The sequence below is a fragment of the Fundicoccus sp. Sow4_F4 genome (genome assembly GCF_052116145.1).
Taxonomy (GTDB): Bacteria; Bacillota; Bacilli; order Lactobacillales; family Aerococcaceae; genus Fundicoccus.
This window is the reverse complement of record NZ_JBQKLQ010000005.1, coordinates 1-14,194: the sequence shown is the minus strand read 5'-3', so window position 1 is coordinate 14,194 and position 14,194 is coordinate 1. Positions and strand designations below refer to the sequence as shown.

The following is a 14,194-nucleotide window of genomic DNA, read 5'->3' as shown; positions in this document are numbered from 1 at the left end:
TCTTTATTTTCATATCTGTTAAACTGGTTACTGAACCATTGAAAGTGAGGGGATAAAGTGGAACAAGAATTCCTACTGAATGAATTAAGTGAAGCAGAAAATCAGGTGATTCAACGGACACAAGCCTTTGTATATACTTTGTTGAAAGACGATACAAGCGGCCATGATTGGTGGCATATTGCACGTGTCACGAAAATGACCATTCGATTAGCGCGTGAAGAAAAAGGGGCTAATCTCTTGACTTGTGTATTAGCTGCGCTGCTACATGACACAATCGATGATAAATTAGTAGAGAGTGAAGCAGTAGCGATTGCTAATGTTAAAGAATTTTTATTGACTTCAGGAGTTTGCGAAAGTCAGATGATGGCAATCATGGATATTATCACAAACATGTCATTTAAAGGCGGACTAAATAATGACTATCCCTTAAGTTTTGAAGGACAAATCGTCCAAGATGCCGACCGCTTGGATGCTATTGGTGCGATTGGAATTGCTCGAACGATTTATTATTCTGGTCATAAAGGGCGACCAATCCATAATCCAGCTATGAAGCCACGTGAAGATATGACATTAGAGGATTATCGTAGTGGTAATGATTCAGCAATTATGCATTTTTATGAAAAATTATTGAAATTGAAGGCTTTAATGAATACCTCAAGTGGCCGTCAAATAGCCATTAATCGTCACGATTATTTAGAAGACTTCCTGGACCAATTTTATCAAGAGTGGGAAGCAAAGCGTTAAATACAGTCATAAACAAACGATTAGCCAAAACATCCGAACAAGGTATCAGTCTTTAATAAAATCATAAACAAGTAGAGCTCTTGTTTGACTTTAACTAAGACACATTGATAGACTTGATTTGGAAACAAACTGGGGACGCTTGCGAGCGTTCCCCTTAACTATTTATTTTAAAGGAGGAGTTTAAAAACATGCAATATATTTGGAGCTATTTGAAGCAACACCCTAAATATTTGGTGATAAATCTAGTCATGGGCCTATCTTCAGTACTAATAAACCTAGGCTTACCTACCATCTTTGCTTATATGATTGATCAAGCAATTATCCCCAATGACACCAGTGCCTTATATCGACTCGGTGCACTGATGTTAGTGGTTATTGTGGCAGGCTTACTAGGACGTGTCATATTAACCTACGTGGCAAGTAAATTAACGACACTGATGATAAAGGATATGCGTAATGACCTTTTCGACAAAATACAACTCTTTTCGCATCACGAATACGAAAAAATTGGTGTATCCTCGCTCGTTACGCGAATGACAAACGATGCCTTTGTGTTAATGCAATTTGCTGAAATGTCTCTAAGACTCGGCGTTATTGCCCCGATGATGTTTGTGGGAAGCATCATAATGATCATCCTTACGGCACCATCACTCGCGTGGTTTATGCTAGCTGCCTTACCAATCCTAGCTTTAATGATTTATATCATCGCTAAAAAATCACGCCCACTATCTGAAAGTCAACAAACCTCTTTAGATAGTATTAACCAATATGCGCGTGAAAACTTAATGGGTTTACGTGTCATTCGAGCGTTCACTCGTGAAGATTATCAAGAAAAACGATTTAAAAATGAAGTTCAAAATTATGCCACTATTTCTGGGAATTTATTTAAATTGATGGGGGTAGCCTCTCCCTTATTCTTCCACATTATCATTTGGATGATTGTTTTAATATTCTGGTTTGCCTTAAAACCGATTGAAGCAGGTCAATTACAAGTAGGTAACTTAGTGGCTTTTATTGAATATTCCTTCCATGCCTTATTCTCATTCTTAATGTTTTCAAACCTATTTATGATGTTTCCTAGAATGTCAGTTTCAGCCAATCGTTTAGAAGAAATAATGGATATGCCTATTTCAATAGATCCTAATTTAGAAGGGATTACTGAAACTGAAACCAAAGGTTACTTAGAGTTTGATAATGTGACTTTTGCTTATCCTGGTGAAACAGAAAATCCTGTTTTACATAACATTAGTTTTAAAACGAAACCAGGAGAAATTATTGCCTTTATCGGAAGTACTGGTAGTGGTAAATCGACACTGGTCCAACTCATTCCACGTTTCTTTGATGTGACATTAGGGCGCATTTTAGTTGATGGTGTAGATGTTCGAAAATATAAATTAGATGCCTTACGTCAAAAAATTGGATTTATTCCTCAAAAGGCACTCTTATTTACTGGAACGATTGGTGATAATCTACGTTACGGTAAATACAGCGCGACAGAAGGTGAACTAGAAAGAGCAACAGATGTCGCTCAAGCGCAAGATTTTATTGAAAAGACTCAAGAACGTTACCGCTCTTTCTTAGCAGAAGGAGGTAATAACTTATCTGGTGGTCAAAAACAACGTTTGTCCATTGCTAGAGCTTTGGTCAAAAAACCAGATATTTACGTCTTTGATGATAGTTTCTCAGCGCTAGATTATAAAACAGATGCAGAATTACGTCGTCGATTAAAAGAAATTACGACCGAAGCAACTACTGTCATTGTGGCACAACGTGTTTCTTCAATTATGAATGCCGACCAAATTATCGTTTTAGATAAAGGTGAAATTGTGGGGCGTGGAACCCATGATGAATTATTGGCAACAAGCGAGATATACCGTTCAATTGCAGAGTCGCAAATCAAAAATGCATCGTTAGAAGAATAGGAGGCGGCGAATATGGAAACAAACAATGTTGTATCAAAAATTTGGCGCTATTTACGTCACTATAAAGTTTCTCTCTTCACGTCCTTTTTCATGATGTTAGTCTCAGTCCTTATGACGGTTATTGAGCCCTTCATGTTAGGTTTAGCCATTACTGAACTGACAAGTAATTTAGTCGATATGGCACGTGGGGTAGAAGGCGCTGGGATTAATTATGACTATATCTTCTGGATACTCGTTTTATATAGTCTAAGAGGTTTAGTTAATCAATTTACAACCTTTGGGTCGAATTACTTTATTACTGTCGCCGTTCAGAATATGGTCAGAGATTTAAGAAACGACATCATTCATAAAATTAACTTAATACCTGTATCCTATTATGACCGAAATCAATTCGGAAATATTCTGGGACGTATTACAAGTGACGTTGAGTCCGTTTCTAACGCGCTTCAACAAAGTCTCTTACAAATCGTAAACGCCATTTTATCGATTCTATTTGTGGCAGTTATGATGCTTTGGCTTAACTGGAAACTCGCGCTAGTGATTATGATTAGTATGCCCCTTTCATATTTAGTGGCACGTTACGTTGTCAATCTATCTCAAAAGTACTTTAAAGCTCAAGCCGATGCTTTAGGCAGACTGAACGGTTATGTGCAAGAAAGTTTCACAGGCTTTAACATTATAAAATTGTATAGCCGTGAACAACAATCGAGTAAAGATTTTCGTAAAATCACGGACGACTTACAAGATGTCGGCTTCAAAGCCAGTTTCTTATCAGGTTTGATGATGCCACTCGTGAGTGTTGTTTCTCACCTGACTTATTTACTCGTCGTGATTATCGGAGGTTTATTCACCATAGCTGGTCGTCTAACCTTGGGTAATTTACAGGCATTCACGCAATATGTTAACCAAGTCAATCAGCCGATCCAAATGATTTCACAATTATCTGGACCACTTCAAAGTGCCAGTGCAGCGATTAATCGTATTTACGAAGTGCTTGACCAAGAAGAAGAACCTAATGAGAAAACAACGAGTTTCACTCAGCCGGTAGAAGGTAGAGTAACCTTTGAAAACGTGTCATTCCAATATGTTGAAGACAAGCCGTTAATCCGTCACTTTAATGTTGAAGTGAATCCGGGGGAAATGGTGGCGATAGTTGGCCCGACAGGAGCAGGGAAAACGACGATGATAAACTTATTAATGCGTTTCTATGATGTCACAGATGGCGCAATTAAAGTTGACGGAGTGGATATACGAGACATTGCGCGTCAAGAACTACGCGAACAATTCGGTATGGTATTACAAGACGCTTGGTTATTCGAAGGCTCCATCAAAGAAAACTTACGCTTTGGTAACTTAAATGCGACGGATGAAGATATTGTCGAAGCTGGAAAAGCAGCTAACGTTGACCATTTTATACGCACATTACCTGGTGGCTATGATATGGAAATGAATCAAGAATCCTCGAATATTTCGCTAGGTCAAAAGCAATTATTGACAATTGCTCGAGCTTTACTATCTGATCCGAAGATATTGATTCTTGATGAAGCGACGAGTTCTGTTGATACGCGTTTAGAACAATTGATTCAAAAAGCAATGAGTCGTTTGATGGAAGGACGCACAAGTTTCGTCATTGCGCACCGTCTATCAACCATTCAAGAAGCAGATAAAATTCTAGTTATGGAAAACGGTCAAATTATTGAGCAAGGAAACCACCAAACATTGTTGGAGAAACAAGGTTTCTATTATGATTTATATCAAAGTCAATTTGCAAAAGATTAGCACGCTAGAAAGCCACTTCCGATCGGAAGTGGCTTTTTTTGATTATAAGAATCAATCGCTTCAAAACATTAACACACTGGAAGTTCGTCTAAATATCGCAAGAAATCCGCAAAGTCCTTAGGCTATTTCTTTTAACATGTTAACTGAATTTCCCAGTCAGCACGTTAAACGAACCCCTCCACTCAAAGCCAATATAACACAAGGAAGCATTGACTATATTCAATTCATCAAGTCTTCCAAGTTATTATATTGGGGAAGAATAAGACGACGCTCAGACAATGAAAACTTATAAATTACTTGATATACTGCTTTTTGAAAGCAGCTAATCGCTCTAAATATAGGCGTAAGTTATCTGTACTTGAGACATAACTCGTTCTAAAATAACCTTTACCTGCAGCGCCGAAAACTGAGCCTGGTGTTGTGGCGATGCGGCACTCTTCAGCAAGCGCAATACAAAATTCCACATCATTCCCTTGATACCATGTCGGGATTTTAGTAAATAAATAAAAGGCACCTGTCGCTCGTGCTGATTCAAAACCTAAAGCTTCCATTCCGGCGTATAACAAGTCACGACGCGCTTGATAAGAATGCTTCATTTCAAGAATTGCTTGGTCGCTTTCCTTGCTATAAGCTGCAATACTAGCGTATTGAACTTGAGTGGTTGGCGAAGTGACAACGGCTTGGTGTAATGCATAGAATACATCTAAAAGAGGGGCCGGTCCTGCTAGAAAGGCTGAACGCCAGCCGGTCATCGCATGAGATTTTGATGCACCATTAATTAGTAAAGTATGTTCAGGGATAAAACGCGCAATGGACACATGATCAGATTCATATGAAAACTCCGAGTAAACCTCGTCTGCAATCACAAATATTTCGTGAGCTTGAATAACCAGGGCAAGAGCTTCAATTTCTTGACTCGTATAAGTGACTCCTGTTGGATTAGTTGGGAAATTAAATACCAAGGCTTTGACACGGGGATTGACCGCAAGAGCCGATTCTAATTGAGCAGGCGTTAGTTTAAAACCACTTTCTGACACATCAATCGGCACCGTTTCTCCACCTGCTAAAAGGATTTGAGAATGATAAATCACGTAACTTGGATCTACTACAAGTACTTGATCGCCCGGATTCAATAGTCCAGTTAAGGATAAGTACAAGGCTTCTGTTGCTCCTGCAGTTACGATGATTTCATCCTCTGCTGAATAGGTCAATTGATATTTACGTTCAAGATAGTGGCTAATTTCTTGCCTTAATTCTAGAATACCACGAGAATGAGAGTAGAAACTCTGGTCTTGCTCGATGGAATGAATGGCAGCTTGTTTGATATTCATAGGGGTAGAAAAGTCAGGTTCTCCGATATTAAAAGCTAATAAATTATCTAAGTGGCTGATTCGGTCGCTAAAAGTTCGAATCGTGTTTTCTGGTGCGTGTTTAACATGACGATTAATATTACTATAATCCATAAATATGCTTCCTTTCCGACGTTAAATATTAGAACCAGTGTATCATATCAGAAGTTAAATTAAAATTAAATTAAAAAAGGGCTTGATTTATGTGAGTTTATGCTATATATTATATTTAAATCAAAAAAGCTTTGAAGTGGAAAGTAAATTTATAACATATCTTAGAGAGCTCGCGTCTGGTGAAAGCGAGTATAGGTGATAAATTGAAAATGGCCACTGAGCTGTCATTCTGAATGCTTAGTCAATAAGAATGAACGGATGCGACCGTTAAAATGCCCCAGTATAACAAGCTTCTTTATTATTGCGTACTGGATGAGGTTATAATAGTGATGTTATAACAAACTAAGGTGGTACCACGAGAATTTACGCTCTCGTCCTTTGCTAAGGGCGGGAGTTTTTTGCATTGTTTTGGAAATCAGATAACAAAAAGGGAGAAGATAAATATGAAAAAATTATTAACAAAATTAAGTGTCGTTGGTTTAGCAGCAAGTGTTTTTGTAGGAGCAAGTAGTATCACGCGTCTTTCTGCTCAGAGTGAATTCGAAGGAGAAACAGTGACCGTTGGCATCGTATCTGGACCAGCCGAAGATGTTTGGGATGTCGTAGTTGAGAAAGCAGCAGCTGATGGGATTGAGTTGGAGCTGGTATTATTTAATGATTATGTTCAACCAAATATTGCTTTAGCTGATGGTTCAATTAACTTGAACGCTTTCCAACACGTTGCCTTCTTAGAAAACTGGAATGAAGCAAACGAAGAAGAACTAACCCCTATCGGCTTCACTTTCGTTTCACCAATGGGGGCATATTCTGAGAAGATCTCTTCATTAGATGACTTGCAAGAAGGGGATACAGTTGCGATTCCTAACGACCCGACTAACGGTGGACGTGCCATTCTTGGCTTAGAAATTGCTGGTGTGATTGAAGTGGATGATGCAGCAGGCTATTTACCAACATTAGACGATATTACAGACAATCCAAAGAACCTCACATTTGAAGAATTAGACGCAGCGCAATTACCTTTAGTTTTACCTGACGTGGCAGCAGCCTTCATTAATTTAAATTTCGCCACAGATGCTGGTTTATCCTTAACGAAAGATGCAATATTTGTCGATGCTGATCATCCAGAACAATTGAGTGAAGCCTACCGTAACGTCATTGTGACACAAGCGGAAAATGTGGAAGAACCATTATTATTACAAATTGTTTCTTACTATCAATCAGTTGAAGTAGCACAAGCCTTATATGATACAACGAATAATGGCGACAAACCTGCCTGGGAAAATGCACCAGTAATAGGTGAAGACGGTGTCGAAGAGTCGTCCGAATCAGCAGAATAAACGATAGTTATTTAAAGAAAAAAGCCAGGACAATGCGTCCTGGCTTTTTTAGTGAAAAATCGACTACATTTTTTGGGAAAGTAGATGATTTTAATTTAATTAAAGTGTATTGTTTCTTAATAATGATAAATGTGGTTTGTGCGGTTTGCTTGTCTGATCTGCATGACAAGTTTCTTCCATCATATCGTCTAGTTGACTTAGAATATTCTGACAGGTGATTTTCCCATCAACGAGAAATCCATCAATACTATTCTCAAATACTACTAGGGATGGGGTTCTTTCAACTTGCATATCCACCGCAATCTTTTGATCATTTAAATATAATTGTCGGACGAAATCTGATTGGAAATCCTCTTGGAAAGTTTCTAAGTCAAGCCCTACTTCACGCACTAAATCATAGACAAATTCTTTAGTGAATAAGTCAAAGTCACCTTGAATATGTTGTTGCATTTTCATTAGAAAGATTCTACCTTTGCGTTTACCTTGCATCGAGGCGGCTTTATAAGCCAGAGACGCTTGATAAACAGTACGGTAGATTTGATTGCGCGTTTTTAGGTCGTTGACTGGTGCGCCTAAATGTTTCATAAATTCTGTGATGATTTTCTGATTATGGAAAGTCAGAATATGTATGTCTACTTTGGCGGCAATCATATTTACAGTTTTATTTAATTCTTGCTCCGCATAATAGCTTTTTCTGCCTAATGGATTAACAAATAGATAAAACTCAAATAGTCTGGGGATTCCATTTACCTGATATTCGACTTGATAATTAGGTAACATCTCGTATCCCTCCTTTACACATGTCGTATACCTCACTATCATAGTATCAAAAACATGGCCAATATACTACCGATATGCCTTTTGTACGTTTGATTATGAGTTTGTTTTAAAGTAATTAGCTGCACGACTCAACTTTGTCTCAGCTTGAAGTAATTTAATTCCAAAAGAATCTAAAAATGATTTAAAAGCGATTTGAGCGGGAACAAGCTGATCAGTTTCTAGTTCTAATTCATAATCAAACTGATCACCAAATTGACTCGCATCCAAGGCGAATTCTCCAAACTCTGCGGTAATTAACCAGCGTTGTGTTTGAATGTCATAAGTTTGTTTTAATTCATTTAACTCAATAGCTTGTTCTTTTAAAAAGTTTAACAGACCAACCTCTTGAATAAAATCGCTTGAAAGATTGCTGGGTGGTGAGAGTGGACGAGGATTGGGTTGGTGATACTCTAAAGATTGAAAAGCATTTTGTCGATGCTTGATGGTCCATACGCTGGAGTCAGCAAAATTTCTTAACCTTAAAGCAGCATCACAATGTTTTAATAATTGGTCATTGGTATCGTAGTAGGTATTATGTTGTCTCAAGTTTGGTTGAGAGTTGTCTAATTTCCAATGGTGAAGCAATGCATCAAATTGCTCCTTAGTGAGTAACACTTTTAGTTCTTGTTCTAATTCAACAGTCATGAGTCGAACCCTTTCTATTTGTCTCATTCTTTACACAAGTCAAAATTCTTTGCACTTAAGCTTATCATATTTCGGACAAAGTACATAATTATAAACAGAAGTGTGCTAAAATAGTGCTGTGAGTAACATAAATTATAGTCAAATACTAAGACCTGGGGTGAGATTTTTGTTAGCAGATGATTTTGTAGATGATTGGGAGGTATTCTTGGCACCTTATCAACAAGCCGTCGAAGAATTGAAATTAAAATTAAAGAATATTCGAAAGGAATATCATGCTCTCAATCGTCATGCTCCGATTGAATTTGTAACAGGACGAACCAAAACAAGAGAAAGTATTCTCGAAAAAATGCATGTACGAAATATTGAAGCAGAAGACATGTTAGATGGTGTTCAAGACATCGCTGGGATACGTATTATGTGTCAGTTCGTAGAAGATATCTATGAAGTGGCTAATTTACTGATGAATCGTAAAGATTTTAAAGTCATACTAATTCGCGATTATATTCAACATCGTAAACCAAGTGGTTATCGTTCGTATCATATGGTGTTAGAGTATCCTGTCCAAAGAGCGTCAGGAGAAGTGCCGGTGATTGTTGAAGTTCAAATCCGGACATTAGCGATGAATTTTTGGGCTACAATCGAACATTCTTTGAATTATAAATATAGTGGGGAATATCCTGATGCCATCTTAAATAGACTTGAAAGAGCGTCAGAAGCAGCTTTCTTATTAGATGAAGAGATGTCAGAAATACGCGAAGAAATACGCGAAGCCATTCAAATTTTCGATCGCCGTTATATGTAGTTTCACGCCTAGTGCGATGACTAAGGAGGAGCTATGGAAAAGAAAGTTTTAATTTATTCAAATGACAAGCCACAATCTTTAGAACTTAAAGAAGAATTGGTAAAGAAAATGAAAACGACCGCGATTAAAGTGGTTGGTAAGGATGAAGCACCTGATTATATTATTTCTATTGGTGGAGATGGGACATTACTCTCTGCTTTTCATGACTTCACCCATTCGGTCAATTCGGCGCGTTTTATTGGCATTCATACGGGCCATCTAGGTTTTTATACTGATTGGCAAAGTTTTGAGATAGATGAAGTGATTCAAGGTATTCTAGACTCTAAAGGTGAATCCGTTAGTTATCCTCTATTAAAAGTTGAAATGACATTAGAGGACGGTTCTAAAAAAACAAGGCTAGCACTAAATGAATTTTCTGTCCGTTCATTTAAAGGAACGATGGTATGTGAGGTCTATATTAAAGAGCACTTTTTTGAGACATTTCGAGGAGACGGGTTGTGTGTATCAACCCCAACAGGATCAACGGGTTTAAATAAATCCTTAGGTGGCGCTGTGATTCATCCTCGATTAGATGCGATTCAATTAACGGAAATGGCCTCTGTCAATAACCGAGTGTATCGAACCTTAAGTTCTCCAATCATTATCCCGAGAGATGAATGGTTTCAGTTATATGTAGAAGCTGAAGAAAAGGAATTTGGTATGTCGATTGATAATATGACATTTAATCATTTGCCAGTTAAGAGCATTCGTATTCAATTAGCAGCAGAACGTATTCGTTTTGCTAGCTTTAGACATATGCATTATTGGGACCGAGTGGAAAACTCCTTCATCGGTCGCAAACAAGGGCGTCAACAAGGGCAACCCAGTGGTAGCCTGAATTACCTTAAATAATACCGTTTGTAACGTGATCAAATGATGTCATCAAGAGTTTTATGATTTTAATAAAGAGAGTTTGGAGAGTGTTGAATGAAGAAAGCTTTGGTTAAATTAGTGGGTTTATCGAGCGTGTTAGTCGTTTTAACAGCTTGTAATCAATCACAAATGAATGAAGAGAGTGTATCTTCAGAAGAAACGGGAGCGGTAGAATCTGTCGAATTAGTTGAGCGCGAAGTGACTTTTGAAGACGGCACGCAATTATTAAGTTTAGACGAAGAAGAAAAGGCCGCAGTTTATGCCGAATTAGATGAGGTAGCTATTTATACAGGTGAGACGGATACGGCAGCTTACAGTCAATTAAAGCCTGTTGAGTCTGAAACAGCTTATGCAGAATTAATGGTTTCGACGAATAATACGCCGGCTATTGTTTATTTAGGCTTTGATGAGTGCCCTTTCTGTAAGGTTTTCTCGCCGAAAATCAATCAATTGGCGAGTGAATTAGGCGTAGAAATTCATTACTATAATACGAAAGAACGGGGTAATGATGCGACTTTCGCGGATGCCATGCAATTATATAACGTAGATACTGTACCACATGCCTTTATTGTTGAGGACGTAAAGGTAGCTAGCAAAGTAAATCACGAAAGCTCAATGGAAGAAATTGAAGCATTCTTATTAGAATTTGTAGATAAAACACAATAGAAAGTTTGGGAATTAGTTGGAGTTCAATTGGCAATATCAGGCGCAAACGCCTACGACTATTAAGTTGTTTTTAAGGCATTTAGATATTCCACGTGCTTTTACATCATGGGTAAAGTTTTCTGGAAGCATTCTGTTAAATCATCAAGCGGTGACAGTCAGACAGACTATTCAAGCGGGGGATTTATTAACATTGATTGCACCGGATGAATTGGGGCATGAAACAGTCGTGCCAGCACCTGATGGTGTAGAAGTGGTTTATGAAGACCGCGATGTCCTTGTGGTCAATAAACCAGTCGGTGTAGTGTCGATTCCGTCGGTGAAAAATCCGAGCGGATCGATGGCCAACCGTATACGTGGCTACTATGTTCAACATAATTACGCGGATCAAGTCATTCATATTGTGACTCGTTTAGACCGCGACACATCAGGCTTAATGTTGATTGCCAAGCACCGTTTGGCTCACGCTCTATTGGATCGTCAGATTCAAGCCCGTCAAATTAACAAAATATACTTTGCGATCAGCTCGCGTGCTGATTGGTTACCTCAGGGCTTAATCAGTGCTCCGATTGCTCGTGATGAAAATTCGATTATTACTCGTCGTGTGCATCACACGGGGAAAGTAGCTGAAACTGAATACTGGCTTGAGGAAGCATTGAAAGACAGCAGTTTATTGAAGCTACAATTACATACTGGACGGACGCATCAAATTAGAGTCCATATGAAACATTTGGGTGGCCCTTTATTAGGAGATGACTTATATGGTGGTCATTTACAGGCACCATTAACGCGTCAAGCGCTTCATTGCGGAGAGTTAAGTTTCAGGCAACCTTTTACGCAGGAGCCGATTATTGTGAAGCAGGATTTGCCTTCTGATATGCAAGAGTGGATTCTTTTACACCGTCAATGATATGATAGTAAGGTAATGATATAGTCAGGAGGTTCAAGCATGGAAGTATTTGAACGATCTTTCGAAGAAAATATTGAAATAATGCAACAATTACTCAGTGGAAATAGAATGACACGTTTTCGTACAGAGTATTTAGCTTTGCATTCATATGATCAAGCCAGAATATTTTTGGCGTTTGAACAAGAGTATCGCGAGAAAGTTTACCAATATCTTTCTCCTTCAGAATTGGCAAATGTCTTTGATGCAATAGAGACCGAGCAACATGAATACATGGATGCTTATTTTGAAGAGATGAATAATGCCTATGCGGCAGCTGTATTGGGCGATATGTATGCTGATAACGCGGTAGATATACTGAATAATTTAAAGAATCACGACTTGGTCAATGTATATATGCACTTGATGAAGCCGTCGAGTGCGCGAGAAATAAGTCAGTTAATCAATTACTTGGATGATACGGCTGGGTCGATTATGACGACTGAATTTGTATCGGTTCAAGAAGAGGACGATTTAAAGAGCGCCTATCAACATTTGAAAAGTGTTGCCAGTTCAGCAGAGACCATCTATTATGTGTACGTGGTCGATGAAAACCGTCGTTTAGTTGGGGTTATTTCTTTAAGAGATTTAATTGTTAACGAAGATTCTAAATTGATTAAAGATATAATGAACACGCGTGTGATTGCTGTTCAAGTAAACGATGATCAAGAAGAAGTCGCTAAGATGGTGATGGATTATAATTTACTTGCTTTACCAGTGGTTGGCTTTGACCAAGAGTTATTAGGCATTATTACGGTTGATGATATTATTGATGTTATTCAAGAAGAAGCCGATAGCGATTATTCTGGTTTAGCGGCTGTTAATGTTAATGTTGAACATGAGACACCATTCCATGCAGCGAAAAGTCGTCTGCCTTGGTTAATCACCCTACTGTTTCTAGGTTTAGGGACGGCTTCGTTAATTAGTCGTTATGAGGAAGTTATTGCGACGGCTAGTGTTTTATCTTCTTTTGTTACCTTAATTACAGGTACAGCAGGGAATGCAGGGACGCAATCATTAGCCGTTTCGGTTAGAAAATTAGCGAATAAATCAGAAGAGGATGAATTTTTTGGTTCTCTCGTCTTTGAGTTATTAACAGGTGTGATTACAGCTGTGATTGTCGGTATATCAATTGCCATTGTAGCTGGTTTTTGGAAGCAGAATTTCACGCTTGGTTTCGTCATCGGTATTGCGATGGCAGCAGCTATCATTGTGGCTAACTTGGCAGGAGCTTTAATTCCGAAATTAATGACTCGTTTAGGTTTTGATCCGGCAGTTGCGAGTGGTCCCTTTATTTCTACACTAAGTGATTTAACGTCAGTTTTGATATACTTCTCAATTGCGTCACTATTTTTAGAAAAACTAGTTTAATAAATAAAACGCCTGACGGCTCACCATTAGTGGCTGTCAGGCGTTTTTATGCATAAGAGTAGGAAGACTTGAAGTTGGTAAAAGGTGAGAAGCGAGAGTGCGTTAGAGTCTAGGTTTGCAGCTTAACTATCGACGTTAATTGTTCCACTCGCGATTTGAGTGGTCACATTGAAAATCTAACGTGCCCACTCATCTTCTGAGTGGGACAATTAAAAGGGGATTTAAAGGAAATCGGCTTGAATTAGCCCCGAAAATTAAACTTTCCATTTAATAATACACGCTCTAGGTTAACTTTCGACTCTAATTGTTCCACTCGCGATTTGAGTGGTCACATTAAAAATCTAACGTGCCCACTCATCTTCTGAGTGGGACAATTAAAAGGTAATTTAATGGAAATTGGCTTAAATTAGCCCCGAAAATTAAACTTTCCATTTAATAATACACGCTCTAGGTTAACTTTCGACTCTAATTGTTCCACTCGCGATTTGAGTGGTCACATTAAAAATCTAACATGCCCACTCATCTTCTGAGTGGGACAATTAAAAGGTAATTTAATGGAAATTGGCTTAAATTATCCCCGGAAATTAAACTTTCCATTTAATAATACACGCTCTAGGTTAACTTTCGACTCTAATTGTTCCACTCGTGATTTGAGTGGTCACATTAAAAATCTAACGTGTCCACTCATCTTCTGAGTGGGACAATTAAAAGGTAATTTAATGGAAATTGGCTTAAATTAGCCCCGAAAATTAAACTTTCCATTTAATAATACACGCTCTAGGTTAACTTTC

12 protein-coding genes and 1 other annotated feature are annotated in these 14,194 nt (G+C 38.2%); of the genes, 9 read left to right on the top strand and 3 right to left on the bottom strand.

Annotated elements, in window-relative coordinates; genetic code table 11:
- Positions 1–57 precede the first annotated feature (57 nt).
- The 3 genes from ACTQ5J_RS08330 (at position 58) to ACTQ5J_RS08320 (ending at position 4,445) form a co-directional block, all read left to right on the top strand.
- Positions 58–744: an HD domain-containing protein gene (locus ACTQ5J_RS08330; RefSeq protein ID WP_441752322.1), complete on the top strand. Its 687-nt coding sequence runs from the start codon at positions 58–60 to the stop codon at positions 742–744.
- A gap of 188 nt (positions 745–932) precedes the next feature.
- Positions 933–2,666 (top strand): ABC transporter ATP-binding protein, encoded by a 1,734-nt coding sequence (locus tag ACTQ5J_RS08325; RefSeq protein WP_441752320.1) that lies wholly within the window; start codon positions 933–935, stop codon positions 2,664–2,666.
- Between the two features lie 12 nt (positions 2,667–2,678).
- The gene (locus ACTQ5J_RS08320; RefSeq protein WP_441752318.1) at positions 2,679–4,445 is read left to right on the top strand and encodes an ABC transporter ATP-binding protein; all 1,767 of its coding nucleotides are present in this window, start codon (positions 2,679–2,681) and stop codon (positions 4,443–4,445) included.
- Positions 4,446–4,738: 293 nt separating this feature from the next.
- Here ACTQ5J_RS08320 and ACTQ5J_RS08315 read toward each other — a convergent pair whose 3' ends face one another.
- Positions 4,739–5,908 carry an aminotransferase class I/II-fold pyridoxal phosphate-dependent enzyme gene (locus ACTQ5J_RS08315; RefSeq protein ID WP_441752316.1) on the bottom strand — a complete coding sequence of 390 codons (1,170 nt, stop codon included), beginning with the start codon at positions 5,906–5,908 and terminating at the stop codon, positions 4,739–4,741.
- A gap of 122 nt (positions 5,909–6,030) precedes the next feature.
- Positions 6,031–6,290: a binding site (T-box leader), on the top strand.
- Positions 6,291–6,351: 61 nt separating this feature from the next.
- Here ACTQ5J_RS08315 and ACTQ5J_RS08310 point away from each other — a divergent pair.
- A complete protein-coding gene (locus ACTQ5J_RS08310) occupies positions 6,352–7,245 on the top strand; it encodes a MetQ/NlpA family ABC transporter substrate-binding protein (protein ID WP_441752314.1) in 894 nt (297 codons plus the stop codon).
- Positions 7,246–7,344: 99 nt separating this feature from the next.
- Here the strand turns inward: ACTQ5J_RS08310 and ACTQ5J_RS08305 are convergent, their stop codons facing one another.
- Entirely contained in the window at positions 7,345–8,025 is a 681-nt protein-coding gene (locus ACTQ5J_RS08305; RefSeq protein WP_441752312.1) for a DsbA family protein, read from the bottom strand.
- A 93-nt stretch (positions 8,026–8,118) separates the two neighbouring features.
- Positions 8,119–8,709: a CYTH domain-containing protein gene (locus ACTQ5J_RS08300; protein ID WP_441752310.1), complete on the bottom strand. Its 591-nt coding sequence runs from the start codon at positions 8,707–8,709 to the stop codon at positions 8,119–8,121.
- A 166-nt stretch (positions 8,710–8,875) separates the two neighbouring features.
- On the opposite strand from ACTQ5J_RS08300, the gene ACTQ5J_RS08295 reads away from it, so the two are divergent.
- The 5 genes from ACTQ5J_RS08295 to mgtE all read left to right on the top strand — a co-directional run bounded on the left by ACTQ5J_RS08295 (position 8,876) and on the right by mgtE (position 13,403).
- Complete coding sequence (locus ACTQ5J_RS08295) at positions 8,876–9,511, top strand: GTP pyrophosphokinase (protein WP_441752308.1); 636 nt, start codon at positions 8,876–8,878, stop codon at positions 9,509–9,511.
- 33 nt (positions 9,512–9,544) lie between these two features.
- Positions 9,545–10,402 carry an NAD kinase gene (locus tag ACTQ5J_RS08290; protein WP_441752306.1) on the top strand — a complete coding sequence of 286 codons (858 nt, stop codon included), beginning with the start codon at positions 9,545–9,547 and terminating at the stop codon, positions 10,400–10,402.
- Between the two features lie 75 nt (positions 10,403–10,477).
- Entirely contained in the window at positions 10,478–11,089 is a 612-nt protein-coding gene (locus ACTQ5J_RS08285; RefSeq protein WP_441752304.1) for a TlpA family protein disulfide reductase, read from the top strand.
- 16 nt (positions 11,090–11,105) lie between these two features.
- Positions 11,106–11,996 (top strand): RluA family pseudouridine synthase, encoded by an 891-nt coding sequence (locus ACTQ5J_RS08280; protein WP_441752302.1) that lies wholly within the window; start codon positions 11,106–11,108, stop codon positions 11,994–11,996.
- A gap of 39 nt (positions 11,997–12,035) precedes the next feature.
- Complete coding sequence (gene mgtE, locus ACTQ5J_RS08275; RefSeq protein ID WP_441752300.1) at positions 12,036–13,403, top strand: magnesium transporter; 1,368 nt, start codon at positions 12,036–12,038, stop codon at positions 13,401–13,403.
- Positions 13,404–14,194: the final 791 nt, after the last annotated feature.

What these genes read in the sequence shown, in the direction of transcription:
- ACTQ5J_RS08325 (WP_441752320.1), top strand. Translation starts at nt 933, where the DNA reads ATGCAATATATTTGGAGCTATTTGAAGCAACACCCTAAATATTTGGTG.
- ACTQ5J_RS08320 (WP_441752318.1), top strand. Translation starts at nt 2,679, where the DNA reads ATGGAAACAAACAATGTTGTATCAAAAATTTGGCGCTATTTACGTCAC.
- ACTQ5J_RS08315 (WP_441752316.1), bottom strand. Translation starts at nt 5,908, where the DNA reads ATGGATTATAGTAATATTAATCGTCATGTTAAACACGCACCAGAAAAC.
- ACTQ5J_RS08310 (WP_441752314.1), top strand. Translation starts at nt 6,352, where the DNA reads ATGAAAAAATTATTAACAAAATTAAGTGTCGTTGGTTTAGCAGCAAGT.
- ACTQ5J_RS08305 (WP_441752312.1), bottom strand. Translation starts at nt 8,025, where the DNA reads ATGTTACCTAATTATCAAGTCGAATATCAGGTAAATGGAATCCCCAGA.
- ACTQ5J_RS08300 (WP_441752310.1), bottom strand. Translation starts at nt 8,709, where the DNA reads ATGACTGTTGAATTAGAACAAGAACTAAAAGTGTTACTCACTAAGGAG.
- ACTQ5J_RS08290 (WP_441752306.1), top strand. Translation starts at nt 9,545, where the DNA reads ATGGAAAAGAAAGTTTTAATTTATTCAAATGACAAGCCACAATCTTTA.
- ACTQ5J_RS08285 (WP_441752304.1), top strand. Translation starts at nt 10,478, where the DNA reads ATGAAGAAAGCTTTGGTTAAATTAGTGGGTTTATCGAGCGTGTTAGTC.
- mgtE (WP_441752300.1), top strand. Translation starts at nt 12,036, where the DNA reads ATGGAAGTATTTGAACGATCTTTCGAAGAAAATATTGAAATAATGCAA.